This is a genomic window from Streptomyces sp. SID5469 (assembly GCF_009862865.1).
Classification (GTDB): domain Bacteria; phylum Actinomycetota; class Actinomycetes; order Streptomycetales; family Streptomycetaceae; genus Streptomyces; species Streptomyces avermitilis.
Genome location: NZ_WWIN01000001.1, coordinates 4,737,478 through 4,760,721, shown reverse-complemented (window position 1 = coordinate 4,760,721; position 23,244 = coordinate 4,737,478). Strand labels below are relative to the sequence as shown.

General features: G+C 71.9%; 20 protein-coding genes. 12 read left to right on the top strand and 8 right to left on the bottom strand.

The window, feature by feature from the left end:
* Positions 1-78 precede the first annotated feature (78 nt).
* The 3 genes from GTY58_RS20150 to GTY58_RS20140 all read right to left on the bottom strand — a co-directional run bounded on the left by GTY58_RS20150 (position 79) and on the right by GTY58_RS20140 (position 3,371).
* Positions 79-1,713 carry a hypothetical protein gene (locus GTY58_RS20150; RefSeq protein ID WP_010985284.1) on the bottom strand — a complete coding sequence of 545 codons (1,635 nt, stop codon included), beginning with the start codon at positions 1,711-1,713 and terminating at the stop codon, positions 79-81.
* A complete protein-coding gene (locus GTY58_RS20145; RefSeq protein WP_010985283.1) occupies positions 1,710-2,501 on the bottom strand; it encodes an ABC transporter ATP-binding protein in 792 nt (263 codons plus the stop codon). Before GTY58_RS20145 ends, GTY58_RS20150 begins: the two co-directional genes overlap by 4 nt.
* Before the next feature lie 216 nt (positions 2,502-2,717).
* A complete protein-coding gene (locus GTY58_RS20140; RefSeq protein ID WP_010985282.1) occupies positions 2,718-3,371 on the bottom strand; it encodes a bifunctional DNA primase/polymerase in 654 nt (217 codons plus the stop codon).
* Positions 3,372-3,688: 317 nt separating this feature from the next.
* Between GTY58_RS20140 and GTY58_RS20135 the strand changes: the two genes are divergently transcribed.
* Both GTY58_RS20135 and GTY58_RS20130 read left to right on the top strand, forming a co-directional pair.
* Positions 3,689-5,074: a hypothetical protein gene (locus GTY58_RS20135; RefSeq protein WP_010985281.1), complete on the top strand. Its 1,386-nt coding sequence runs from the start codon at positions 3,689-3,691 to the stop codon at positions 5,072-5,074.
* Positions 5,075-5,275: 201 nt separating this feature from the next.
* Positions 5,276-7,012, top strand: coding sequence for a hypothetical protein (locus GTY58_RS20130; RefSeq protein WP_037644694.1), 1,737 nt, complete (start codon positions 5,276-5,278; stop codon positions 7,010-7,012).
* A gap of 33 nt (positions 7,013-7,045) precedes the next feature.
* On the opposite strand, the gene GTY58_RS20125 is transcribed toward GTY58_RS20130, so the two are convergent.
* Positions 7,046-8,332 (bottom strand): ABC transporter substrate-binding protein, encoded by a 1,287-nt coding sequence (locus tag GTY58_RS20125; protein ID WP_010985279.1) that lies wholly within the window; start codon positions 8,330-8,332, stop codon positions 7,046-7,048.
* A 117-nt stretch (positions 8,333-8,449) separates the two neighbouring features.
* On the opposite strand from GTY58_RS20125, the gene GTY58_RS20120 reads away from it, so the two are divergent.
* On the top strand, positions 8,450-8,950 hold the full coding sequence (locus tag GTY58_RS20120) for a hypothetical protein (RefSeq protein WP_010985278.1): 501 nt from the start codon (positions 8,450-8,452) through the stop codon (positions 8,948-8,950).
* 131 nt (positions 8,951-9,081) lie between these two features.
* The gene (gene purU, locus GTY58_RS20115; RefSeq protein ID WP_010985277.1) at positions 9,082-9,963 is read left to right on the top strand and encodes a formyltetrahydrofolate deformylase; all 882 of its coding nucleotides are present in this window, start codon (positions 9,082-9,084) and stop codon (positions 9,961-9,963) included.
* A gap of 126 nt (positions 9,964-10,089) precedes the next feature.
* Here purU and GTY58_RS20110 read toward each other — a convergent pair whose 3' ends face one another.
* Entirely contained in the window at positions 10,090-11,574 is a 1,485-nt protein-coding gene (locus GTY58_RS20110; protein WP_010985276.1) for a maleylpyruvate isomerase N-terminal domain-containing protein, read from the bottom strand.
* Positions 11,571-12,152, bottom strand: a complete 582-nt coding sequence (locus tag GTY58_RS20105; protein ID WP_010985275.1) for a sigma factor — start codon at positions 12,150-12,152, stop codon at positions 11,571-11,573. Before GTY58_RS20105 ends, GTY58_RS20110 begins: the two co-directional genes overlap by 4 nt.
* Before the next feature lie 392 nt (positions 12,153-12,544).
* On the opposite strand from GTY58_RS20105, the gene GTY58_RS20100 reads away from it, so the two are divergent.
* Both GTY58_RS20100 and GTY58_RS20095 read left to right on the top strand, forming a co-directional pair.
* Positions 12,545-12,925 (top strand): STAS domain-containing protein, encoded by a 381-nt coding sequence (locus GTY58_RS20100; protein ID WP_010985274.1) that lies wholly within the window; start codon positions 12,545-12,547, stop codon positions 12,923-12,925.
* A 181-nt stretch (positions 12,926-13,106) separates the two neighbouring features.
* Positions 13,107-13,619 carry an EF-hand domain-containing protein gene (locus GTY58_RS20095; RefSeq protein ID WP_010985273.1) on the top strand — a complete coding sequence of 171 codons (513 nt, stop codon included), beginning with the start codon at positions 13,107-13,109 and terminating at the stop codon, positions 13,617-13,619.
* A 3-nt stretch (positions 13,620-13,622) separates the two neighbouring features.
* On the opposite strand, the gene GTY58_RS20090 is transcribed toward GTY58_RS20095, so the two are convergent.
* Positions 13,623-15,122: an AMP-binding protein gene (locus GTY58_RS20090; protein ID WP_010985272.1), complete on the bottom strand. Its 1,500-nt coding sequence runs from the start codon at positions 15,120-15,122 to the stop codon at positions 13,623-13,625.
* 145 nt (positions 15,123-15,267) lie between these two features.
* Here GTY58_RS20090 and GTY58_RS20085 point away from each other — a divergent pair, with 145 nt between their 5' ends.
* The 4 genes from GTY58_RS20085 (at position 15,268) to GTY58_RS20070 (ending at position 19,594) form a co-directional block, all read left to right on the top strand.
* Positions 15,268-16,536, top strand: coding sequence for an amidohydrolase family protein (locus tag GTY58_RS20085; protein ID WP_010985271.1), 1,269 nt, complete (start codon positions 15,268-15,270; stop codon positions 16,534-16,536).
* Positions 16,536-17,690: an acyl-CoA dehydrogenase gene (locus GTY58_RS20080; RefSeq protein WP_010985270.1), complete on the top strand. Its 1,155-nt coding sequence runs from the start codon at positions 16,536-16,538 to the stop codon at positions 17,688-17,690. The genes GTY58_RS20085 and GTY58_RS20080 overlap by 1 nt, the downstream gene beginning before the upstream one ends.
* A 5-nt stretch (positions 17,691-17,695) precedes the next feature.
* Positions 17,696-18,568 (top strand): acyl-CoA dehydrogenase family protein, encoded by an 873-nt coding sequence (locus tag GTY58_RS20075; RefSeq protein ID WP_010985269.1) that lies wholly within the window; start codon positions 17,696-17,698, stop codon positions 18,566-18,568.
* A gap of 492 nt (positions 18,569-19,060) precedes the next feature.
* Positions 19,061-19,594, top strand: coding sequence for an ATP-binding protein (locus GTY58_RS20070; RefSeq protein ID WP_010985268.1), 534 nt, complete (start codon positions 19,061-19,063; stop codon positions 19,592-19,594).
* A gap of 553 nt (positions 19,595-20,147) precedes the next feature.
* Here GTY58_RS20070 and GTY58_RS20065 read toward each other — a convergent pair.
* Complete coding sequence (locus tag GTY58_RS20065; protein WP_010985267.1) at positions 20,148-21,083, bottom strand: cyclase family protein; 936 nt, start codon at positions 21,081-21,083, stop codon at positions 20,148-20,150.
* An 84-nt stretch (positions 21,084-21,167) separates the two neighbouring features.
* On the opposite strand from GTY58_RS20065, the gene GTY58_RS20060 reads away from it, so the two are divergent.
* Positions 21,168-22,073, top strand: a complete 906-nt coding sequence (locus tag GTY58_RS20060; RefSeq protein WP_010985266.1) for an SDR family oxidoreductase — start codon at positions 21,168-21,170, stop codon at positions 22,071-22,073.
* A gap of 11 nt (positions 22,074-22,084) precedes the next feature.
* Positions 22,085-23,236 (top strand): acyl-CoA dehydrogenase family protein, encoded by a 1,152-nt coding sequence (locus tag GTY58_RS20055; RefSeq protein ID WP_010985265.1) that lies wholly within the window; start codon positions 22,085-22,087, stop codon positions 23,234-23,236.
* The last annotated feature ends 8 nt before the right edge of the window (positions 23,237-23,244 follow it).

Sequence of the window (23,244 nt, the reverse complement as noted above, 5' to 3'; positions counted from 1 at the left end):
CCGACCGGCCCGCACAAGCCCCGGCCCACACTCCGGCGGCCACCGCCGGGGCCACCTCTTGCCGACCGCCGCCGGGAGTCATCCTTTGCTGACCGCCGCCAGGATCTCCGGCAGCCGCCGTGCCGTCCGTGGTGCGGCGAGCCGGAGTCCGAGCAGCGTGAGCAGGGCGCCGTACGCGGCGCCCACCGGCAGCAGCAGCCAGGTCCACTCGCCCCCGCCCGCGGCCACGTTCAGCCAGATGGTCAGGATGATGACGGGGGCGCTCAGCAGTGCCGCCGACACCATGCCGCCGAAGATCGAGATCCAGGCGAGCCCCGCCTGCCCGGGCGCGACGTTCTTGTAGCCCTCCTGCGGGATGGAGTACGGGAAGCGCGCCGACGACCACGCCCCGGTCGCCAGCATCGCCCCGAGCAGCGCGAAGGACAGCCCGAGCACCTCGGGCAGCCGGGGCCAGTCGCCGAGCATCGCGGTCGTCAGGACGCACACGAGCGTCGCGTACGGCAGGGTGATCACCAGCAGGGCGAGCGCACGCCCGCGCAGCTCGGCGTAGGCGTCCCGGGTGGACGAGATCGTCATCGCGACCATCCAGAACGCGGAGGTGTCCTGCCCGAACTGGTTGTACATCTGGATGCCGAGCATTCCGGCCGCGAAGCACGCGAAGTAGATCGAGCCGGTGCCCTGGAGCGCGTTGAACACCGGCACGATCAGCCCGATGGCCAGCGACGTCGCCCAGGCCGCCTTGGTCTTGGGATCGCGCCAGACATAGCGCAGGCTGCGCTCCATGACGGTCCCGGTGCGGCCCGCGGGCAGCAGCCGGCCGAGCCCCGAGGACCGCCCCGCCCTGTCCCGCCCGGGTTCGGCGGCCTGGAGTGTCGACCCGTCCGGCGAGGTCATCAGCCTGGTCAGACTGCGCGACCAGAGCGCGAGCAGGCCCACCAGCGCCAGGGCGCTCAGCACGAGTTGGGCGACACCGGCCCCGTACCAGCCCCGGCTCACCGAGTCGACCGCGCCGATCGCCGCCGCCGGCGGCACCCAGCGCAGTACGTCCGCCGCCGGGTCGAGCTGTGACAGCCCGCCGGCCGACCCCAGTCGCTGCGCCCCGAAGTTGACGAGCTGCGCGCCGATCGCGACCACCAGTCCGCTCAGCACCGCCAGATCGCGGCCCTTGCGGCTGCTCAGCAGACGGATGTTGGCGGCGGCGACGGCCCGGGCCAGCGCCACGGAGCCCAGCAGGGCCAGCGCCACGCCGACGACCGCGGTGACGCATGCGGCCGTGCCGTGCGCCACCGAGACCGCGGAACCGGCCAGCAGACACAGCGTGAACAGCGGCCCGATGCCGACCAGCGAGGCCGCGAGGAGCGCCCTGATCAACGGCCGGGGGCGCAGGGGCAGCATCACCAGGCGGGTGGGGTCGAGCGTCTCGTCGCCGCTCGGGAAGAACAGCGGCATCACGGCCCAGCCGAGCGCCAGGACCGCCACGAGCAGTACGGCGACGGCGGGGGCGTGTGTGGTGCCGCGCAGCGCGATCAGGCCGAGCAGCTGGAGGCCGGCGAAGGGCAGGACGAGGACGAGGGAGGTGACGTACGCGGCCCGCCGCCCGGCGGACTGCCGCAGCCCGTTCCTGAGGAGCGACAGCTTCAGCCGTACGACGACCGAGGTCAGGGAGGGCGTACTCGTCGGGTCGGCCGTACTCGTCGGGTCGGCCGCGCTCACCGGGCGCCGCCGCCCAGCCAGTCGAGGTCGGTGGCGGCGGCGCGGCCGTTCGCGCCGACCAGTTCCAGGAACGCCTGCTGGAGCGAGGGGGCGCTGCCGCGGACTTCCGCGAGCGGGCCGTGTGCGCGGATGCGCCCCGCGGCCATGACGGCCACCCAGTCACACAGCGATTCGACCAGCTCCATGACGTGGGAGGAGAAGACGACCGTGGCGCCGGAGGCGGTGTAGCGCTCGAGGACGCCGCGGATGGTCTGCGCGGAGACCGGGTCGACGCCTTCGAACGGCTCGTCGAGGAAGAGGACTTCGGGGTTGTGGAGGAGGGCCGCGGCCAGTCCGATCTTCTTGCGCATACCGGTCGAGTAGTCGACGACGAGTTTGTGCTGGGCGCCCGCGAGGTCGAGGACGTCGAGGAGCTGGGCGGCCCGTTTGTCGACCTCGACGCCGGGCAGGCCGCGCAGTCTGCCCGTGTAGCCGAGGAGTTCACGTCCGGAGAGCCGCTCGAAGAGCCGGAGTCCCTCGGGCAGTACGCCGATCCGGGCCTTCACCGCCACCGGGTCCTGCCACACGTCGTGGCCGACGACCTCGACGGCGCCCTGGTCGGGGCGGAGCAGCCCGGTGACCATGGACAGGGTGGTGGTCTTCCCGGCCCCGTTCGGCCCGACGAGGCCGACGAACCGGCCCGCGGGCAGTTCCAGATCGACTCCCGCGACGGCGATCTGCTCCCCGAACCGCTTCCAGAGCCCCCGCACGCGTACGGCGGGCACATCCACCACTGCTCCCTCAGCCATGTAGGCACCCTAAGGGCGAGTGTGCCCCCTCAGGGGCGCGTGGCCGGGACATCCTGCGGCTTCGCGAAGCGGGCGCGACAAGCCCCCGACGACCCGCTCGGTCCGTACCTGTCCGTACCTATCTGTACCTGCCTGTACCTGCCCTTACGGGTCTATACAGTCCCGTACCGTCTCATATCGTTCTATGCGGATCTGCGTGCGAGGCGGTCCGCAGGGCTATCGTTCCCGTCCGCACGCGTACGCGAGGGGCGAGATCAACTCCTCCGCATCCGGCAGCCAGCGGTTCGCGGGCGTCGGTCGGCAGGCCCACTGGACGGCACCCCGGGAGCCGTAACGGGTGGGCGGGGCGGCCACGTACATGCCCTCGCCGAGCGCGACGAGGTCGAGGGAGGCGGGCGGCCAGCCCAGCCTGCGGACCAGGTCGGGGATCTTCACGGCGGCCCCGGGGAGCACGAAGAACTGCATGCGCCGGTCCGGTGTGCAGGTGACCGGGCCGAGCGTCAGCTCCATGCGTTCCATGCGCGCGAGCGCGAGGAAGCCGGCGGTCTCCGGCACGTCGATCGCGTCGAACGTGCGCCCGGTGGGCAGCAGGATCGACGCGGTCGGCTGCTTCGCCCACATACGGCGCGCGACGGTCGCGCTGCCCGTCGCCTGCGTGGCCCAGTCCTCGCGCGCCGGGTGCGCGCCGGGCACGGCGCACGCGGCGTCCCCGCACGAGCAGCGCGGCACCCCCTCGACGGCTTCCAGCCAGGTCCCGGCGAACACGTCCCAGTGGCGTTCCTCGGCGTAGCGGACGGCGGTGTCCTGCAGCGATTCGCCGCGCTGCTTCGGGATTTGGGCGGCCTGAGGCCCCGCGATGGTCTCTTCCACGAGGAACTCAACTCCAGCCGTCACCTTGGGTTACGGCCGGCGCGTGCGCGGGGGAGGAGCATCGATTCCGCACGTGGGGCGCATGGATGCACGTGTGGGGGCGCGCATGGGCAACGACAGCGGCCGGTGGGTAACCACGTGGGGGGTCGGGCAAGCGTCCTTACCCCGGCAATCCTCGCATGTCTCGCATCTTCGGTATGTCCGCGGGGCATTGATCTTCATGGCCGACTTCTTTTGTTCGTTCCGGCGGGGAACCGGCCACTGAGGACACGTCAACTCGGTGCGTGGGCAGGCACCGCAGCCACAGGGGGTACGCCATGGCCGCAAGGCCTCTCGTAGCCAGGCAGCCGAACGAACGGCTCCAGGCGCTCATCCAGGAAGCGGGCTGCTCGAACGCCGGGCTGGCCCGCCGGGTCAACATGTGCGGCGCGGAACACGGTCTCGATCTGCGCTACGACAAGACGTCCGTGGCCCGCTGGCTGCGTGGACAGCAGCCACGGGGCCGGGCTCCGGCGATCATCGCCGAGGCGCTCGGCCGCAAGCTGGGGCGCACGGTCACGATCGACGAGATCGGCATGGCCAACGGCAAGAACCTGGCGTCCGGCGTGGGCCTGCAGTTCTCGCCGACCGTCCTCGGCGCCATCGAGCAGGTGTGTGAGCTGTGGCGCAGCGACGTCGGCCGCCGGGACTTCCTCTCCGGCTCCTCGGTCGCCGCCTCGGCGCTGGTCGAGCCCAGCCGCGACTGGCTGATCTCCGTGCCGGACTCGCAGGTGGCGCGGTCGGCCGGCCCCCGGGTCGGGATCTCGGACGTGGCGGCGGTGCGCGCGATGACCCAGGCCCTCGTGGACCTGGACCACACGTACGGCAGCGGGCATGTGCGCCCGGTCGTCGTGCACTACCTCAACAGCGTCGTCTCGGGGCTGCTCGCGGGGTCGTACCGCGAGGCGGTCGGGCGTGAACTGTTCGCGGCGGTCGCACGGTTGACCGAGCTCGCCGGGTACATGGCGATCGACACCGGGCAGCCGGGCCTCGCCCAGCGGTACTACATCCAGGCGCTGCGGCTCGCGCAGGCGGCCGGGGACCGCGGGTACGGCGGATATGTGCTGGCCGCGTCCATGAGCCACCTGGCCGCTCAGCTCGGCAACCCGCGGGAGATCGCGCAGTTGGCGCGGGCGGCGCAGGAGGGGGCACGCGGGCGCGTGACACCCCGTGCGGAGGCGATGTTCTACGCGGCGGAAGCGCGCGGGCACGCGTTGATGGGCGACGCGCGGGCGGCCCAGGTGGCGTCCGGGCGGGCGGTCACGGCGCTGGAGTCGGCGGACCCCTCGTCCGGGGACGACCCGGCGTGGATCGCCCACTTCGACGAGGCGTATCTGGCCGACGAGTTGGCGCACTGTCACCGGGACCTGGGACAGGCGGAGGCGGCGGCGCGGCGCGCGGAGGAGTCCCTGGCCGGGCACCCCGAGTCGCGGGCGCGCCGCCGTGCCATCGGATATGTGCTCCTCGCCACAGCGCAGGTGCAGCAGCGCGAGGTGGAGCAGGCGTGCCACACGGGGCTGCGGGCGGTCGAACTCCTCGGCACCCTGCGGTCGAACCGCGGCGCGGAGTACCTGGACGACCTCCAGCAGCGCCTGGAGCCGTACCGGGACGAGCCGGTGGTACGGGAGTTCGGGGCGCGCATGGAGTTGCAGGCGGCGGCGTGAACGTACGGCCGGCGAGGAGGTGAACGGAGGGGAAACGCGTGCGCCGGTGACGGAAGGAGGCATGTATAGCGCACGGCGGGGCGGATTCGTTACCGCGGTCACAGGGGCGGACGTCTCGTCCTGTGCTGCGTGGCATCGGGTCGTGGAGACCCGGTAGCGTGAGCCGACGATTCCGAAGGTCCCCCATTCGTAGGAGTCCCGGTGACGCAGAGTGGACAGGGCGAGGAGCCCTCGGCGCGGCCCGCGCGCGAAGGCATCGTGCTGCCCTCGGACGGTGGCGCGCCCCTCCTGCCGGGCACGACCGGCGATCAGCGGCCCGCCCCGGCGGGCGGTCAGGCCTGGGGTCAGCCCTGGGGCCCGGACGGCCCGGGGCAGACCCCGCCCGCGCCGGGCTGGGGCGCGCCCACGGACGCGGGACAGCCCTGGACGGCGCCCGAGCCCCCGCAGTCCGCGCCCGCGCCCGACTGGGGCACCTCGGGGGCGCAGCCGTCCTGGGAGGCCTCCCAGGACCTGCGATCGGGCTGGGACGGCCCGCAGGGGCAGCCCAGCGACTCCGGGTACCCGGTTCAACAGCAGCAGCAGCAGCCGCATCAGCAGCAACCGCATCAGCAGCAGCCGCAGCAGGCGGCCGGCTCCGCGTTCCCCGCGCAGCCGCAGCCGCAGCCGCAGCCGCAGCCGCAGTACGCGCCCGACTCCGGCTTCCAGCCGCAGTCGCAGCAGGCGCCCGCGCCCGGGTTCTCCGCGCCGCACGGCACCGGCGGTGCCGGCCCGCTGCCCCCCGAGGGCGCGCAGGCCTTCCCGCCCGTCCCGGGAGGCGCCCCGCTGCCGCCCGTCGACGAGGGGGCCACGCAGTACCTCCCGCCCGTGCCCGCGGCCCCGGACGAGGGGGCGACCCAGTACCTCCCGCCCGTCCCGGCCGTCGACGAGGGTGCCACCCAGTACATTCCGCCGGTCGCCCCCGGAGCGCTGCCGCCCGAGGTGTCCGCCGACGCGACGCAGTTCCTCGGCCACGGCCCGCAGGCCGGCTCCCGGCCGGCCGCCGACCCCGACGCGCAGGCCACGCAGTACCTCCCGCCCGTGCCCGCGGAGCCCGACGCCGGGTCCTACGGGATACGGCCGGGCGCGCCCGACGAGCGGCAGCCGCCGGCCGAGTTCGACAACCTCTTCCGCAGCGACTCGGCGGGCGCGTCGTCCACCCAGCAGCTGCCGCAGTTCCAGCCGCCGGCCGCGGGAGCGCCGGGAGCGCCGGGTGGTCGCGCGGCCGCCCGGCGCGCCGCGGGTGACGAGGGGGGCGGCCGCGGTGGCCGCACCGGTTCGCGTGTGCCGCTCATCGCCGCCGTCGGCGTGGGCATCGCCGTGCTCGGCATCGGCGCGGGCGCGCTGCTGAGCAGCGGTGGCGGCAGCGAGAGCAAGGGCGACGACAGCAAGCCCGTGTCGGCGAGCGCCCCGGCCAAGGAATCGTCGGCGTCGGCGTCCGCCGACCCGGCGAAGGAACAGGCCGTCGCGCTGGACCAGCTCCTGGCGGACAGCGGCAACAGCCGCGACTCCGTGATCAAGGCGGTCGGCAACGTGCGGACCTGCAACAACCTCGACCAGGCGGCCGGCGATCTGCGGGACGCGGCCAAGCAGCGCGGTGACCTGGTGACCCGCCTGTCCGGCCTCTCCGTCGACAAGCTCCCGAACCACGCCGCGCTGACCGCCGCGCTGACCAGCGCCTGGCAGGCCTCCGCCTCCGCCGACACCCACTACGCGGCCTGGGCCGACCAGGTCAACGGCAAGAAGGGCTGCAAGAAGGGCCAGGCCCGCACCACCGGCCAGACCGTGGCCGGCAACCGGGCGAGCACCACGGCCAGCGCCCAGAAGGTCAAGGCCGCGGGGCTGTGGAACACGATCGCGTCCACGTACGGCCTGACCCAGCGGCAGCCCACCCAGCTCTGAGCCCGGGGCGCCGGCGTCTGCGGGCGCCGGGGCTCAGTACGCGTTGCTCTCCAGGACCTTCGACACATCGACGAAGCCGCGCCGGGCCGCCACCAGCCGGCCCTCGCGTACGACCTGGAAGGTGACGTCGGCGTTGACCACGCGGGGGAAGTCGACGACCGCCGTCATGTCCTCGAAGCGCCAGCTGAGCCTCGGTGTGAGGCCGCCTGTCTCCACCTTGACGCCGTCGTCCAGGGCCCGCCGGACGGTACGGGCGCTCACCTCGCCGTCGAGCGACTCGACGACCTTCTTGAGCACGGTGTACGCGATCCAGGTCGTCTGCACGCCCGCGTCCGCCGGGTCGATCCGGTTGTCGCCGAAGGCGTGCTCGCGGATCACCTTCTTCATCGGCCCCCAGCGCGCGTCGCTCGCGACCGGGTACCAGCCGGTGACGTACGCCCCTTCGTACGGCCCCGACGCGCCGCCCGTCGCGTCGATCACCGACTGGTCGACGCTGCCGAGCACGGACGCGGTGCGCACCGTCGGGTAGTCGTCGCGCTGACGCCGGAAGGAGTCCATGAACGTGTTGGTGCGTTCGTCGAGCGCGGGCACCACACAGCCCTTGTTCAGCGGGTCGGCGCTCGCCCGCCGCAGCGCCTGCCGGGCCTGTCCCGCGAACTCGCTGGCGTCCTCGTCCGCCCGCAGATCGGCGGCGGCCGAGTGGCCGCCCGCCTTCAGGCCGGAGCCGAACAGCACCGGGAGCTGGTCGCCGGCGAAGGTGTCGGGGCGGATGAGGGCGACGGGGCCGCAGCTCTTGCCCAGTTCCTCGCCGAGGCCGGCCAGCAGCGCGGGCTGGCCGCCGTTGACCGGGTAGGACAGGACGCTCTTGAACTCGTCGTCGGTGACGCCGTAGCCGCCGATGTACGGGATGCCCGCCGACTCCAGCGGGGAGAGGAAGGAGCTGGCGTGCTGGCTGTAGGAGCCGACGACCGCGACGGCTCCCTCGTTGACGGCGCGCCGGGCGCACTTCGCCGCATCCACGGTGTCGTTGTGGTCGTTGCAGGTCAGGACCCTGAGCTTGCGGCCGTTCAGGCCACCCTCGGCGTTGACCCAGCGTGCGTACGCCTTCGCCATCGCCGGCATGCCGGGCTCGTTGGTCGCCGTGGTCTTCTCCGGTGCCCAGGTCATGACGGTGACGGTGTCGTCCCCCGAGCCCCCCGTGACACCGGGGACGACACCGCAACCGACGGCGAGCGCCGCACACGCCGCCAGGGCCCCCGCGGACAGCGCCGCGGTCTTGACGGGACGAGGGAGAAAGGAGGTGCGTCGCCTGCCGGTCATGGACACGCACGATTCCGTCACATCACTAATGCAGGTGTGACCATTGGTCAACGAGGGGTGACGCTGAGGTGAATTACGGGGGCTGATGATCTGGTTTTCGCAGGGAACGTACGATCGGTGACCGTGCAAGGTTCGGAGAACTCTTCCCGTCGCGGCCGTCGCTCCTCCACCATGGGCGGCATGCCACTGAACGACATGCCGTGGTGGCGCTGGCGCAGCAATGTGCGCTCCGCGCTGCACATGCTTTCCGACCCCGCGTTCCAGCGTGATGTCTGGCTGGCGGGCGTCGACGGGTACGGGGACGTCACCGACGCCGTGTACCGGCTGGTCGAGGACACCTGGCTGGACAACTGGTCGGCCGAGAAATACGTCGGCACGATATTCCGGGATTCGCAGGAGGCGGCGCTCGTCGACACGGCCGTGCTGCGCGTGCTGCGCATCATGCACCAGGTCGGCCCGGACGCGCCCGTCTCCGCCTACCTCGACCACCATGCGTGGCCGGAGGCCGTCCGGGCCGCCCGCGACGCGCATGTGCGGTTGGCCGTGAGCGACGAGGAGGACCCGGACGTGCCGCCGCGGACGCTCGAGGTGCTGCGGATCCTGACGCGGACCGCGTGAGCCGGACCGCGTGCCGCGGACGGCGTGACCCGAACTGCGTGTCGCCGACTGCGTAGCCCTTCGTGCGGGCGGCCGTCCGGGTGGCGGGACGACCGTCCGGCGCGGGCGCCGGATATGGGACCCTGTCCTGCATGAACGAGCAGTCCGTCCGCGCCGCCGCGCCCGCTGAGCAGTATGTCCTCACCCTCTCCTGCCCGGACAAGCAGGGAATCGTGCACGCCGTGTCGAGCTATCTCTTCATGACCGGCTGCAACATCGAGGACAGTCAGCAGTTCGGCGACCACGACACCGGTCTGTTCTTCATGCGGGTCCACTTCTCGGCGGAGGCGCCGGTGACGGTGGAGAAGCTGCGCGCGAGCTTCACGGCGATCGGCGACGCCTTCCACATGGACTGGCAGATCCACCGGGCCGAGGACCGGATGCGGGTCGTCCTCATGGTCAGCAAGTTCGGCCACTGTCTGAACGACCTGCTCTTCCGCGCCCGGACCGGCGCGCTGCCGGTCGAGATCGCGGCCGTGGTGTCCAATCACACGGACTTCGCGGAGCTTGTGGCGTCGTACGACATCCCCTTCCACCACATTCCGGTGACGAGGGACAACAAGGCGGAGGCCGAGGCGCAGCTGCTGGAGCTGGTCCGCAGCGAGAACATCGAGCTGGTCGTCCTCGCCCGCTATATGCAGGTCCTCTCGGACGACCTGTGCAAGCAGCTCAGCGGCCGGATCATCAACATCCACCACTCCTTCCTGCCGAGCTTCAAGGGTGCGAAGCCGTACCACCAGGCGCACGCCCGCGGTGTGAAGCTCATCGGTGCCACCGCGCACTACGTGACCGCGGACCTCGACGAGGGCCCGATCATCGAGCAGGAGGTCGAGCGGGTGGGCCACGACGTGACGCCGGACCAGCTGGTCGCGATCGGGCGTGACGTGGAGTGCCAGGCGCTGGCGCGTGCGGTGAAGTGGCACGCGGAGCGCCGCATCCTGCTGAACGGCCGCCGCACGGTCGTCTTCGCGTAGGCCTCCGGACCGGTCGGGCGCCCGGACCGGTCGGGCCGTCGGGTCCGTTCGTCCTCGGGTCCGTTCGTCGTCGGGTCCGTTCGTCGTCGGGTCCGTTCGTCGTCGTCCGGGCTTTTTTGGCCGGGCTCACATCCGGCTGAGCGAGGCCGCCGCGAGCAGTACGTCCCTGATCGCCTCCCGGTCGCCGTCCTGCCCGGCGGCCGCCTCCTCCGGTGACACGTGCCCCGCGGCGAGCCGGCAGAACTCCACCCCGTCGAGCGCGACATGAGCGACCTCGTGCGCGGCGGAGCCGGTCGCGGCCGGAGAGTCGAGCGGGATCAGCCACTCGCCGCCGCCCAGACCCTCGATCTCCAGGCGCAGACTGCGGCCGGGCGCGCCCGCCGGGACGAGGTGGCGGGTCCGGCGGGGCGGGGCCGCGAGCCCGGCCCGGCGGCGCTCGGCCAGGGAGACGGGCAGCACCCGGGCCGCCAGGTCGATCATCGTGTGCAGATGGCGCGGGGCGGGCGGGTCGTACGGGTAGTCCACCGCGTCCGCGATGTCGTCCGCGTGCACCCAGCACTCGAAGGCCCGGTCCAGCATGGAGTCGCGCAGCGACAGCTCGAAGCCGCCGTAGGGCACGGGCAGTTTTCCGGAGCCGCCGCCCGCGAACGACACCGTGCGGACGAGGCTGTGGCTCTGCTCCCGCCATGGGCCGCGTACGGAACGGGTGGGCGGGAAGTGGGCGGCCCGCCAGTACGCCTCGGTGCGGGCCGTGGGCGTGCCGTTGCCCGCCGGTGTCCCGGCGAGGGGGTCGTCGAGGCCCAGGGCGACGGCGACCAGTCCGTCGACGGTCAGCAGGTGGGCGATCACTCCGGCCACGGTCGTACGCCGGCTCGCGGGCCGCTGTCCGTCGAACCAGCGCAGCCGCACCGGAGCGTGCCACTCGGCGTCGCCGATGTCCTGGAGCAGCGCGTCGAGCCGCGCGGTCTCCGCGTCGTACGCGGCCGCCCACTTCGGCACCGGGATGCGCGGCGGACGCCGGTCGAGGCAGCCCTCCAGGACGCGGGTGCGCAGGGCGGGATCGAGGTCGAGGCTCTCGGCGGGGTGCAGCAGGCCGACGGCGTCGCGCAGCCGCAGCGCCTCCTCCGCGCAGGGGCCGCAGTCGCCGAGGTGCTCCTCGACGGCCGCGGTCTCCTCCGGCGAGCAGGCGGTCAGCGCCCACGCGCCGAGCAACGACTTCAGCACCCGGTGCTCGAGCACGAGCGGCAGGGGCCCGAGGTCGGGCAACGGCCGCCCGCTGTCCTCGACGGACACCCGCGGTGGCGGTACGCGAGGCAGCCGCCCGGAACCACCGACACCGCTGCCGCCGCTGCCGCCGGCGCCCCCGACGCCCTTGAGCCCGTCGGCTCCGTCGGCACCCTCGGCTCCGTCAGCGCCCTCGGCCCTGCCGGTCCCAGTGACCCCCTTGGCCTCGGCAGTCCCCTCGGTCCCGGTAGTCCCCTCGGTCCCGGGGGTCCCCTTGGGTCCGTCGTGCCGCTCCGTTCCGTTGCCCTCTTCGGCTCCGTCCTGCCCGTCGTGCCTCTCGGCTTCCTCGGACCCTTCGGCTTCCTCGAACCCCTCCGCCCCGCTCACCGTGGCCTCCCGTCCTCGGGCGGTAGCCCGGACGTGCCGGGGTCGTTGGCCGTGGACAGGAGTTGGAGGCCGAGGCGCAGGCGGCGGCGGGCCTCGTCCTCCGTGATGCCGAGGTCGACCGCGGTCTGGCGGTAGTCACGGCGCTGGAAGTACGCGCGCTCCAGCGCGGCCCGCAACGGCGTCGGCATGGACGTGACGATGTAGTCCGCGCGGGCGGCCACCGAGGCGCGCCGCACCCTGCGCTCCAGGTCCTCCGTGGTGCCCCGGCCGCCCCGGGCGAGCGCGGCCGTCTCCGTGGCGCGCAGCCGCTGCACCGCCAGCCGGTGCGTCAGCCCGGCGACCCAGGAGCGCAGCGGACCCTGCTTGGGGTCATATGCGTCCGGGTGCTCCCAGACATGGGCGAACACCTCGCGGGTGATGCGGTCGGCGGCCCGCTCGTCCCCGAGCACCCGGTGGGCGAGGCCGTGCACGAGCGAAGCGAACCGGTCATACAGTTCACCGAGCGCCGCCGCCTCGCCGCGTGCGAGCCGCTGCTGCATCTTGCGGTCCCAGCGGGGCGGTGCGTTCTTCGCCGCCATGCGGCCCCCTCACATGCGCTCGTGCCCGGTGTTCGGCCTGCTCCAGCCTCTGTCCACTGCTTCCTCGAATGTAGTCCGCACGTCTGACAGCGCACGCCCCTTTGCGGCAATGTGCGCCCCTTGACGCGCCGCGGATGGTAGGGGCTCGGCCTTGGCAGCTCCATGACGGCTCCGTGGGATCCCGTGCGGACGATCCGTGCTGCGCCGTGTCTACCCTGGCGCACTCCGATCAGGCACGATCGAATCAGACCGTACGTGATTGAAATGGCTTAACTACCACACGCTTTCGATCGATTACCGGTGTTTCATGGAACGGTGGTGGGGCAGCCGCGCTGGAAGGAAGCGTAGGGATCGATTCCGTTTTCGATCGGCGGGCGAGCGAGCGGAGGGGCGTGGCGGTGGTGTTCAAGGTGACCGAGGGCAAGCGAGGTGACTGGGCCGTCCTCCAGGTGGCGGGCGAGATGGACCTGATGACCTCGCCGGTCATGCGCCAGCGGGTGCACGACGCGGTGGCGGACGGCCACCGCAGTCTGGTCCTCGATCTCTCCGAGGTGCTGTTCTGCGACTCCAGCGGCGTCGGCGTACTGATCGCGACCCGCCGTCTGATCCGCTCCTGCCAGGGCCGGCTGCGCCTCATCCTGCCCGCGCAGGGCGCCGAGGACGGATCGCACGTCAACCGCGTTCTCGCCGCCCTGGGCGTCCGCCGTCTCTTCGACGTCCACCCGGACCTCGCCTCGGCCGTGGACGAGGAAGCCCGCCCCCTGTCCGCGTGATGCCCCTCACACGCCCAGGGGTGCACGGCCACACTGTTGTCCCGGAATTCCCGCAGTCTGGGTACAAGCGCCGGTTTCCCGCTCGCCCGAAGGCCCCGGCGTCGTACGCTCCGTGCCAGACGAACCCCCGGTCCCGCGGAGAGACCGGCTGAGATGTGAAGTAAGGCGGTCCGAAAACACCATGGTCAGCACCGAGTACGAGCGCAAGATCGCTGCCCGGTTCGCCGGCTTCGACCAGGACGGCAACGGCTACATCGACCGTGAGGACTTCAACGCCGCGACCAAGGCGGTCCTCGCCGAGTTCGGTACCCCGGCCCGGTCGGACAAGGGTCAGTCCCTGTATATCGGCGCCGAGGCCTTCTGGCAGGGCATGGCGGGGATAGCGGACCGGGACGGTGACCAGCGCATCACCCGGGAGGAGTTCGTGGGCGGCGCGGTCAAGCGGCTGCGCGACAACCCCGAGCGGTTCGCGGAGATCGCCCGCCCCTTCCTGCACGCGGCCCTCGCCGTCGCGGACACCGACGGGGACGGCGCGGCCACGGTCGACGAGGCCGTACGGGTGCTCAAGGCGCTGGGCGTTCCCGAGGAGATCGCGGCCGCGGCGGCCGGCACCCTCGACGCGGACGCCGACGGCCGGATCGGGGAGGCGGAGGTCGTCTCCGCGTTCGCGCGCTACTTCACGGTGCCGGAGTGAGACTCACCGCGCATAGCGCTCCCTCAGCCGGTACTTGAGCACCTTCCGCAGGGTCTCGTTGCGCGGAAGGGCGTCCACCACCTCCAGCTGCTCCGGCAGCTTGTGGACGGACAGCCCTTCCGCCCGCAGATACGAGGTCATCGCGTCCAGCGTCAACGCCCCCGCTCCCGGCGGCTGTTCGACCACCGCGCAGACCCGCTCCCCGCGCTCCGCGTCCGGCAGACCGATCACGGCGACGTCCCCGACGGCCGGATGCCGGTGCAGCAGATCCTCGATCTCCTTCGCCGAGATGTTCTCGCCCTTGCGGATGATGACGTCCTTGAGGCGGCCGGTCAGCACCAGATGCCCGCTGCCGGTGAGATGGCCCAGGTCGCCGGTACGCAGGAACCCGTCCTCGTCGAAGGCCTCCGCCGTCTGCCGCGGATCCAGATAGCCCTGGCACACCGCCTCCCCGCGCAGCCGTACCTCTCCGTCCACGATCCGTATCTCCATGCCCTCCGGCGGCCGTCCCTCCGTCGTCGCCAGGTTCTCGGCCGTGTCGTCCGGGGAGCCCATCGTGATCATCGGCACCTCGGTCATGCCGTATCCGTGGGTGAGCTGCACGCCCATCTCGCGTACGACACGGTGGTAGACCTCGGGCGGCTTGGGCGCCCCGCCACCCGCCAGCAGCCGCAGCGTCGGGACGACCGGCGTGTCCGGCTGTCGCCGCTGCTCGGCCAGGAAGATCGAGTAGAAGGCCGTCGACCCGCCCGCCACCGTCACCCCGTGCCCCCGGTAGCCCGCCAGCGCGTCCGGCAGCGCGAACTGCTCGAACATCACCGCGGGGAAGCCGTACAGCAGCAGCATCACCGTGTAGTCGGGCCCGGCGATGTGCGCGTACGGGAAGGCCATCGAGCCCACGTCGTCCGCCGTCAGGCGCAGGGCGTGGGCGAGACAGGATCCGCCCGCGATCAGTGAACGGTCCGTGTGCAGTACGCCCTTGGGGTCGGAGGTCGTCCCCGAGGTCCAGTAGATCCAGCGGACGTCGGTGCCCTGGGCGGGCGGGGCGGGCAGCAGCGCGGGGTCGCCGTCGGGCAGGGCGTCGTAGGCCTCGAAGATCCCCTTCGCGCCCAGCCGCCGTGCCATCGCCGTGTGGTCGAACCCCCGCCAGGTGCCCGGCACGGCGAAGAACTCGGCCTTCGACTCCCGCAGCGCGAAGCCGACCTCGCGGTCCCGGTAGAAGGGGATGACCGGCGACTGGACGGCGCCCAGCCGGGCCAGCGCGAAGGACAGCAGCGCGGTCTCGATGCGGGTGGGCAGCTGCCAGGCGACCACCGTGCCGGGGCGTACGCCCATGTCGTACAGGCCGGCGGCCACCCGTTCGGCGCGGTCGCGGAGTTCGCCGAAGCTCAGGGACCGGTCGTCCTGGAGGAGGACGGTCCGGTCGGGGGTGAGGCCGGCGCGGCGGACGACGAGTTCCCAGAGCGTGCCGGAGGTGCTGAGCGCGTGTGCGGTGTCGTTCACGACGGCCCCCTCGTAACTGACGGACAGTCAGATCGTGGCAGAGCGTAAGGCTCGGTGCCTTGCTGGTCCAGGGGTGCGGCACTAGCCTGCTGGTATCCAGTGATCTGACGGACCATCAGAAACTGTTGCCAGGCGGAGGGGACCCATGACCGAACTGCCCCGCATCATCAGCGTCGACGACCATGTGATCGAGCCCGCGCACCTCTTCGAGACCTGGCTGCCGAAGAAGTACCGGGACCGCGGTCCCAAGCCGCTGACCGCCGGAATCGGCGAACTCGCCTACGTCGGCGGCAAGTACCAGATCACCATGGACCCAAAGGGGCCACCCACCGACTGGTGGATCTACGAGGACCTGAAGTTCCCGTACAAACGCAACATCGCCGCCGTCGGCTTCGACCGCGACGAGATGACGCTGGAGGGCATCACGCGCGCGGAGATGCGCCGCGGCTGCTGGGACCCCGTCGAGCGCCTCAAGGACATGGACGCCAACCACGTCGAGGGCTCCCTCTGCTTCCCCACCTTCCCGCGCTTTTGCGGTCAGACCTTCGCCGAGGCGCACGACAAGGAAGTGGCCCTGGCCTGCGTACGCGCCTACAACGACTGGATGGTCGAGGAGTGGTGCGGCGACAGCGGCGGCCGGCTGATCCCGCTCTGTCTGATCCCGCTGTGGGACATCGGCCTGGCGGTCGCCGAGATCAGGCGCAACGCGGCCCGCGGAGTGAAGGCCGTGACCTTCTCCGAGATCCCCACCCACCTGGGCCTGCCGTCCATCCACTCCGGCTACTGGGACCCGTTCTTCGCGGTCTGCCAGGAGACCGGGACGGTCGTGAACATGCACATCGGGAGCAGTTCCCAGATGCCGGCGGCCTCCCCGGACGCACCCCCCGCCGTACAGGCCGCGCTGTCCTTCAACAACGCGATGGCCTCGATGATGGACTTCCTGTTCAGTGGCGTCCTGGTGAAGTTCCCGCGCCTCAAACTCGCCTACTCCGAAGGCCAGATGGGCTGGATCCCGTACGCCCTGGAACGCGCCGACGACGTGTGGGAGGAACACCGCGCCTGGGGAGGGGTCAGGGACCTGATCCCCGAGCCTCCCTCGACGTACTACTACCGGCAGATCTTCTGCTGCTTCTTCCGCGACAAGCACGGCGTCGCGTCGATCGATGTCGTCGGCCGCGACAACGCCACCTTCGAGACCGACTACCCGCATGTCGACTCGACCTTCCCGCACACCAAGGAAGTCGCCCTCGACCACGTCGAGGGCCTCGACGACGAGACGGTCTACAAGCTGATGCGCGGCAACGCGATCCGCATGCTGGACCTGGACCTGGACCGCGACCTCGACCACCTCGGCAACCGCGACCACCTCGGCGCCCGCGACACCCTCAGCAGCCGCGACAAAGCGGACCGGTAGTGGACCTGACCCGCACGCCCGAAGAGGAGGAGTTCCGGGCCGGGCTGAGGACATGGCTGGCGAAGGCGCTGCCCTCGCTGCCGCCGAAGCCGTCCCCCGACGACTGGCCGGCCAGACGGGCGTACGACCTCGGCTGGCAGCGGATGCTGTACGACGCCGGATACGCGGGGCTGCACTGGCCGCTCGACGCGGGCGGCCGGGGCGCCACCCCGACCCAGCACCTGATCTTCCTGGAGGAGACGGAAAAGGCGGGCGCACCCTACGTAGGGGCCAATTTCGTCGGGCTGCTGCACGCCGGACCCACGATCGCCGCCGAGGGCACCCCCGAACAGCGGGCGCGATGGCTGCCGCCCGTGCTGCGCGGCGAGGAGGTGTGGTGCCAGGGGTTCAGCGAACCGGACGCCGGCTCGGACCTCGCGGCGCTGCGCACGCGCGCGTGGCGGGACGGCGACGACTACGTGGTGAGCGGATCCAAGATCTGGACCTCCCACGCGGAGGTCGCGGACTGGTGCGAGCTGCTGGTCCGGACGGATCCGGCGGCGCCGAAGCACCGCGGCATCTCCTGGCTCGCCCTGCGCATGGACGCGCCGGGGGTCACGGTCCGGCCGCTGCGTACGCTCGCGGGCTCGACCGAGTTCGCGGAGGTCTTCCTGGACGACGTCCGCGTACCCGTCGCCCATCGCGTCGGCGCCGAGAACGACGGCTGGCGCGTGACCATGGTGACCCTCTCCTTCGAACGCGGCACGGCGTTCGTCGGCGAGGTCGTCGCCTGCCGGCGGGTACTCGGCGAACTCGCCCGCGAGGCGCACAGGAACGGCCGCTGGGACGATCCGGTGCTGCGCCGGCACCTCGGGAGGCTGAACGCCGAGTTCCGCGCACTGTGGCGGCTCACGCAGTGGAACGTGAGCGAGGCGCAGAGCACCGGGGGAGTGCCGGGCGTCGGCGGGTCCGTCTTCAAGCTGCGGTACTCGCACGCACGGCAGGAGCTGTACGACGCGGCCGCCGAGGTGCTCGGCCCGGACGCGGCGGACCTGGGGCGGGAGTGGACCCTCGACCGGCTGTCGTCGCTGTCGTACACCATCGCGGCCGGCACCTCCCAGATCCAGCGGAACATCGTGGCCGAGCGCATCCTGGGTCTGCCGAAGGGGCGGTGAAGCCGGTGCGGTTCCAACTCACCGAGGATCAGAAGGCGTTGCGGGACGGGGTGCGCGGGCTGCTGGCGGGGCGCTTCGGCCGTGCGGCGCTGCGGGCCGCCGTCGAGGCGCCGGGGCTCGACCGGACGCTGTGGCGGGAGCTGGGCGCGGCGGGGTTCTTCGCGCTGCGGCTGCCGGAGGCGGAGGGCGGGGTCGGGCTCGGCCTGCCCGAGGCGGTGCTGGCGTTCGAGGAGGCCGGACGGTTCCTGCTGCCCGGGCCGCTGGTGGCCACGCATCTCGCGGCGGGGGAGGTGGCCGGGGCGGCCACCGGCGAGACCGTGGTGACGGCCGTGCACGGGGGGCTCGTGGAGTGGCTGACGCAGGCGGACGTCGTACGGGGGGACACGGCGGGAGCCGAGCCCCTGCGGTCGGTGGACCCGCTCACTCCGCTGCACCGGGTACCGGGGACCGCTGAGCCGGCCCCCCTGGTGATGCTTCTGACGGCAGCCGAACAGCTCGGCACCGCCGCGCGCACCTGCGAACTCGCCGTGCAACACGCACGGACCCGTGAGCAGTTCGGGCAGCCGATCGGGGCCTTCCAGGCGGTCAAGCACCTGTGCGCGGAGATGCTGGTGCGGGTCGAGACGGCGCGTGTCGCGGTGTACGCGGCGGCCGTCACCGCCGACCCGCTCGACATCGCCGCGGCCCGGCTGCTCGCCGACGAGGCCGCCGTGCGCGGCACCCGCGACTGCCTCCAGGTGCACGGGGGCATGGGGTTCACCTGGGAGTCCGACGTACATCTGTACCTGAAACGGGCATGGGTGCGGACGCAACGTGGAGAATCAGTCACGGAGAGTGAGGAGAGGTTGGCGAGGGAGTTGCTGTCCGGGACGGGCTGACAGGGCCTCTGGGCTGGGACTCTTCGGGACGCTCGGCGGCAGATGTCGCGGATTGTGGCATACCGGAACTACGGAGCGTTGATATCGGGTTGTGTCCTAGGCGTGACTTGTCACGGCCTGGAGTCGGCGTCGTGCTCCGGTACCTTGTGTGGGATGCGAGTGGTTCTGAGACCGAGCCATCCCGGTGCGGCCCCTGTGACGGTGCCGGATCCGGCGATGTGCGCCGCTCGCGGGGCGGGGCGGTCGCCCGTCACCGCCTGTTCGACTCCCCGTGGCAAGCGTCGCACAGTATGCCGCACGCGTACTCCTTCGCGCTGGAATATGCCCGAAGCGCTTGTTGGGGTGACTGTACGTCAACCATGCTGTCTCGTAAGGGAATCACAGTCCGTGATCCCAGTTCTGCCCATGGTTCTGCGCATGCAGACAATGACCACGATCGTGGCCCTTGCGAGGCGCGAGGCGATGTGTCCGCCGGTTCGGATGGTGTGAGCGGTGCAGGTGCTTCAAGTGCAGCTGGAGATCCGGCCCGACCCCGCAGAGGTGGGGCGGGCCCGCAGATGGGCTCGTTCGCGGCTCGTCGGGTCCGGGATAGAGGCCGACGAGCCGCTGTCGGAGACGCTGATCCTGCTGGTCTCCGAACTGGTCACCAACGCCGTGGTGCACACCGGCTGCCCGGCCGTGCTGCGGCTGCTGCTGACGGGCGTGCGCGACGACTCCTCCGGGGCCCCGTCGGGCACGGTCCGCCTGGAGGTGGCCGACTTGAGCGCCTGCCCGCCGGCCCCCCGGCATGCGGAGGGTGACGAGACGGGCGGCCGCGGCCTGGAACTGGTCGACGGCCTCGCCGACCGCTGGGGCTGGACCCCCGAGGGCGCGGGCAAGCGCATCTGGTGCGAGCTGGACCGCTGCGCTGCGGCGACGGAGGGCGCGGCCGTGTCCTACAGCGGGGACGCGTCGTGCGGTGTGGACGCGTCGTGCGCCGGGGAAGTGGCGACGTCGTACAAGGGTTTCGCCTACGAGGCCGTGTAAGGGCTTCGCGAACGAGGCCGTGTACGAGCTTCGCGCGCGAGGCCGTGCGGAGGCTTCGCTGACGAGGCTGTGTGGGACCTCGCCTACGAGGCGGTGCGGGGACGCGCCTACGAGGCGGTGCTGAGCGGGCGTTGCCCGTGCGGCCGGTTCGGGTGACCCGGCGCGCGGGGGCGGTCGGGCGCGAGTGCATGCGCCTGGGCATACGGCCGCACGGGCTCTGCTGCCGCGGGGCGGCCATGGCTGAATGCGCCGGGATGTGCTCCCGTACGCGCCGTCACAAATAGGGCCTAAGTGATAATTCCCCGAACGGGTGTTGACGTGACGTGTCCGTTTGATCACGCTTGTGTTCAGCGATTCGCCGCGAGGGGACGTCGAGGGCTTCGGTGACGGGAGCCCTTGGCGAGTGCGGGTCGCGATTCGGCGTCGGCTCCTACCGGGGCATCAGGAGCAGGGCGGGCACGCCGGAGTCGGATGGCGGCGCGCAGTGCCGTGCTCGGGGCGAGCAGTGCCGCGCCGCCAGCCGACCCTTCTTCCCTCGCCCGCCTCCCCCTGCCTACAGGATCGCGACCGGTGCCACCGGGGTCCCCGTGCCGCCGACGAACGGTTCGGGCATCGCCGACAGCAGGAAGCAGTAACGCTCTTCTTGTCCACAGGCTGTGGACAACTCTTCGAGATTCCAGTTCTGACCCTGCAACATCCCCATTTCGACCAGATCGAGCGCGTGTACGGGCAGCCACAAATCATCGATCTCGGGCGGAAATATCTCAAAGGTGAGCGTGTCGTTCGCGACGGCGGCCACATCGCGTGCGTGGAACCACTCCGGAGTGCGCACGGACAGCCCCGGCGACGGATATCCGTACGCGTCCTTGGCGCCCGCGAGGTACGTCTGGATCTGCCCGGTCCGCACGAGCGCGATGTCGCCGGGCCGTACGCGCGTCCCGGCGAGTTCCTCGGCGGCGTCCAGGTCCTCCGGGGTGACGGCGTGTCCGCCCGCCAGCCGGTCCACGCCACGCGCGCGTGCCACGTCGAGCAGCACCCCGCGCGAGACGATGTGCCGCGGCTTGTCGATCCCGCTGAACTCGGCGCCGCCGTGCGGGGTGATGGTGTCCGCCGGGCGGCCGTTGTAGATCTTCCCGGAGTGCGAGACATGGGTGAGCGCGTCCCAGTGGGTGGCCGCCTGGAGTCCCATGGTCACGGCGTCGTCGCTGCACGCGACCGTGCCGGGACCGAAGATCTCCTGGTTGATCTGCACCATCACATGCAGTGGATTGACCCGCCCCGGAATCAGACCGGTCTGGACGCCGTCCTCGCGGAGCGGGAGGGCGAGGGGGACGCGGCGCCCGGTGCGGACGGTGGCCGCGGCCTCCCGTACCACCTCGTCGGTGATCAGGTTCAGGGTGCCGATCTCGTCGTCGGCGCCCCAACGCCCCCAGTTGTTCACGCGTTTGGCGATGTCGTGGAACGCGGGATGAAGTGCCGGCCGTGACATGAGTCCTCCGCGGGGCTTGTCTCCAGGTATCCGACGGGTCATAAAATCTAACGGTCCGTCAGAAACCGCGGGAAGGGGCCGGGCGTGGGGAACTTCTTGGCAGGCAAGGTCGTCGCCGTGACCGGCGCGGGCCGGGGAATCGGACGGGCGGTGGCGCTGGCCGCGGCGGCCGGCGGGGCGCGCGTCGTCGTCAACGACCACGGGGTGTCCGTCGAGGGCGCCGAGCCGACGAGCGCCGTCGCCGAAGGCGTGGCCAAGGAGATCGTGGCGGCGGGCGGCGAGGCGGTCGCGGTGGCCGACGACATCTCGACGATGGCGGGCGGACAGCGGGTGGTGGACGCCGCGGTGACGTCGTACGGCCGTATCGACGGTGTGGTGTGCGTGGCGGGCATCCTGCGCGAACGGATGCTGTTCAACATGACCGAGGAGGAGTGGGACCCGGTCGTCGCCACCCATCTGAAGGGCACGTTCACCGTCTTCCGCGCGGCCTCGGCGGTGATGCGCCGGCAGGGCTCGGGCACGCTCATCGGCTTCACCAGCGGCAACCACCAGGGCTCGGTCTCCCAGGCCAACTACAGCGCCGCGAAGGGCGGGATCATCTCGCTGGTGCGCAGCGCCGCGCTCGGCCTGCACAAGTACGGGGTGACCGCCAACGCCGTCGCCCCCGTGGCCCGTACGCGCATGTCGGCGAAGGTACCGATGGAGCTGAAGGAGATCGGCGAACCGGAGGACGTCGCCGCGCTGGTGGTGTACCTGCTCTCGGAGCGGGCGCGGCAGGAGCGGATCACCGGGCAGGTCTACACGATCGCCGGTCCCAAGATCGCCGTCTGGGCCCAGCCGCGCGAGCTGCGCGCCGGGTACGCGGAGGGCTCCTGGACGCCGGAGAAGATCGCGGACTTTCTGCCCGGGACGGTCGGGACGGATCCGATGCCGCTGCTCCAGCAGGTGGAGGCGATGGCGCGGGCGGCCGCGAAACGCTCCGCCGGGTGAGGGGGAGAGCCGTGGAGTTCGGATTCGACGCCGAGGACGAGGTCTTCCGTACCGAGGTGCGTGGCTGGCTGTCGGCGCAGCTCACCGGTGACATGGGCCGGCGCGACTGGGAACGGCGGCTCGGCGGTGCCGGCTGGATCGGGCTCGGCTGGCCCGAGGACGGCTACGGCAACCGTCGCGTGAGCCTGACGCGGCAGGTCGTCTGGGCCGAGGAGTACGCCCGTTCGGGCGCCCCCGCCCGCTCCGGTCACATCGGCGAGAACCTCCTCGCGCCCACCCTCATCGCCCACGGCACCCCCGAGCAGAAGGACCGCTTCCTGCCCCCGGTGGCCCGCGGCGAGGAACTCTGGTGCCAGGGCTACAGCGAACCCGGCGCGGGCTCGGACCTGGCCGGCGTGCGCACCGCGGCCGCACGGGACGGGGACGCGTACCGTGTGACCGGCCAGAAGATCTGGACCTCCCTCGCCCACGAGGCCGACTGGTGCTTCGTCCTCGCCCGCACCGAACCCGGCTCGCGCCGTCACCACGGGCTGACCTTCCTCCTCGTGCCGATGGATCAGCCAGGCCGTATCGAGGTCCGGCCGATTCGCCAGCTGACCGGCACCAGCGAGTTCAACGAGGTCTTCTTCGACGGCGCGGTGGCGCGGGCCGCGCATGTCGTCGGCGGCGAGGGCAACGGCTGGCGCGTCGCCATGGGCCTGCTCGGCTTCGAGCGGGGCGTGTCGACGCTCGCCCAGCAGATCGGCTTCGCCGCGGAACTGGGGCGCGTGGTGCGCACGGCGGTGGCGAACGGCGCCGCGGACGACCCCGTCGTACGCGACCGGCTCGTACGGCAGTGGGCGCTGCTGCGCACGATGCGCTGGAACGCGCTGCGCACCCTCGGCAACGCGGCGGATGCCGGCGCCCCCAGCGTGGCCAAGCTGCTGTGGGGCCGCTGGCATCAGCAGCTGGGCGAACTCGCCATGCAGGTGCGGGGCGCGGCGGGGGCGGTCGGTCCGGCGGACTGGTCGCCGTCGGCACCGTACGAACTGGACGCGTACCAGCAGCTGTTCCTCTTCAGCAGGGCCGACACCATCTACGGCGGCTCGGACGAGATCCAGCGCACCATCATCGCCGAGCGCGTGCTCGGCCTGCCGAAGGAACCCAGGGGACCCGAGGGATAGGGAGGCGG

Coding starts and splice junctions, on each gene's coding strand:
- GTY58_RS20095 (WP_010985273.1), top strand. CDS start 13,107: ATGGTCAGCACCGAGTACGAGCGCAAGATCGCTGCCCGGTTCGCCGGC.
- GTY58_RS20065 (WP_010985267.1), bottom strand. CDS start 21,083: ATGTCACGGCCGGCACTTCATCCCGCGTTCCACGACATCGCCAAACGC.
- GTY58_RS20125 (WP_010985279.1), bottom strand. CDS start 8,332: ATGACCGGCAGGCGACGCACCTCCTTTCTCCCTCGTCCCGTCAAGACC.
- GTY58_RS20085 (WP_010985271.1), top strand. CDS start 15,268: ATGACCGAACTGCCCCGCATCATCAGCGTCGACGACCATGTGATCGAG.
- GTY58_RS20105 (WP_010985275.1), bottom strand. CDS start 12,152: ATGGCGGCGAAGAACGCACCGCCCCGCTGGGACCGCAAGATGCAGCAG.
- purU (WP_010985277.1), top strand. CDS start 9,082: ATGAACGAGCAGTCCGTCCGCGCCGCCGCGCCCGCTGAGCAGTATGTC.
- GTY58_RS20145 (WP_010985283.1), bottom strand. CDS start 2,501: ATGGCTGAGGGAGCAGTGGTGGATGTGCCCGCCGTACGCGTGCGGGGG.
- GTY58_RS20135 (WP_010985281.1), top strand. CDS start 3,689: ATGGCCGCAAGGCCTCTCGTAGCCAGGCAGCCGAACGAACGGCTCCAG.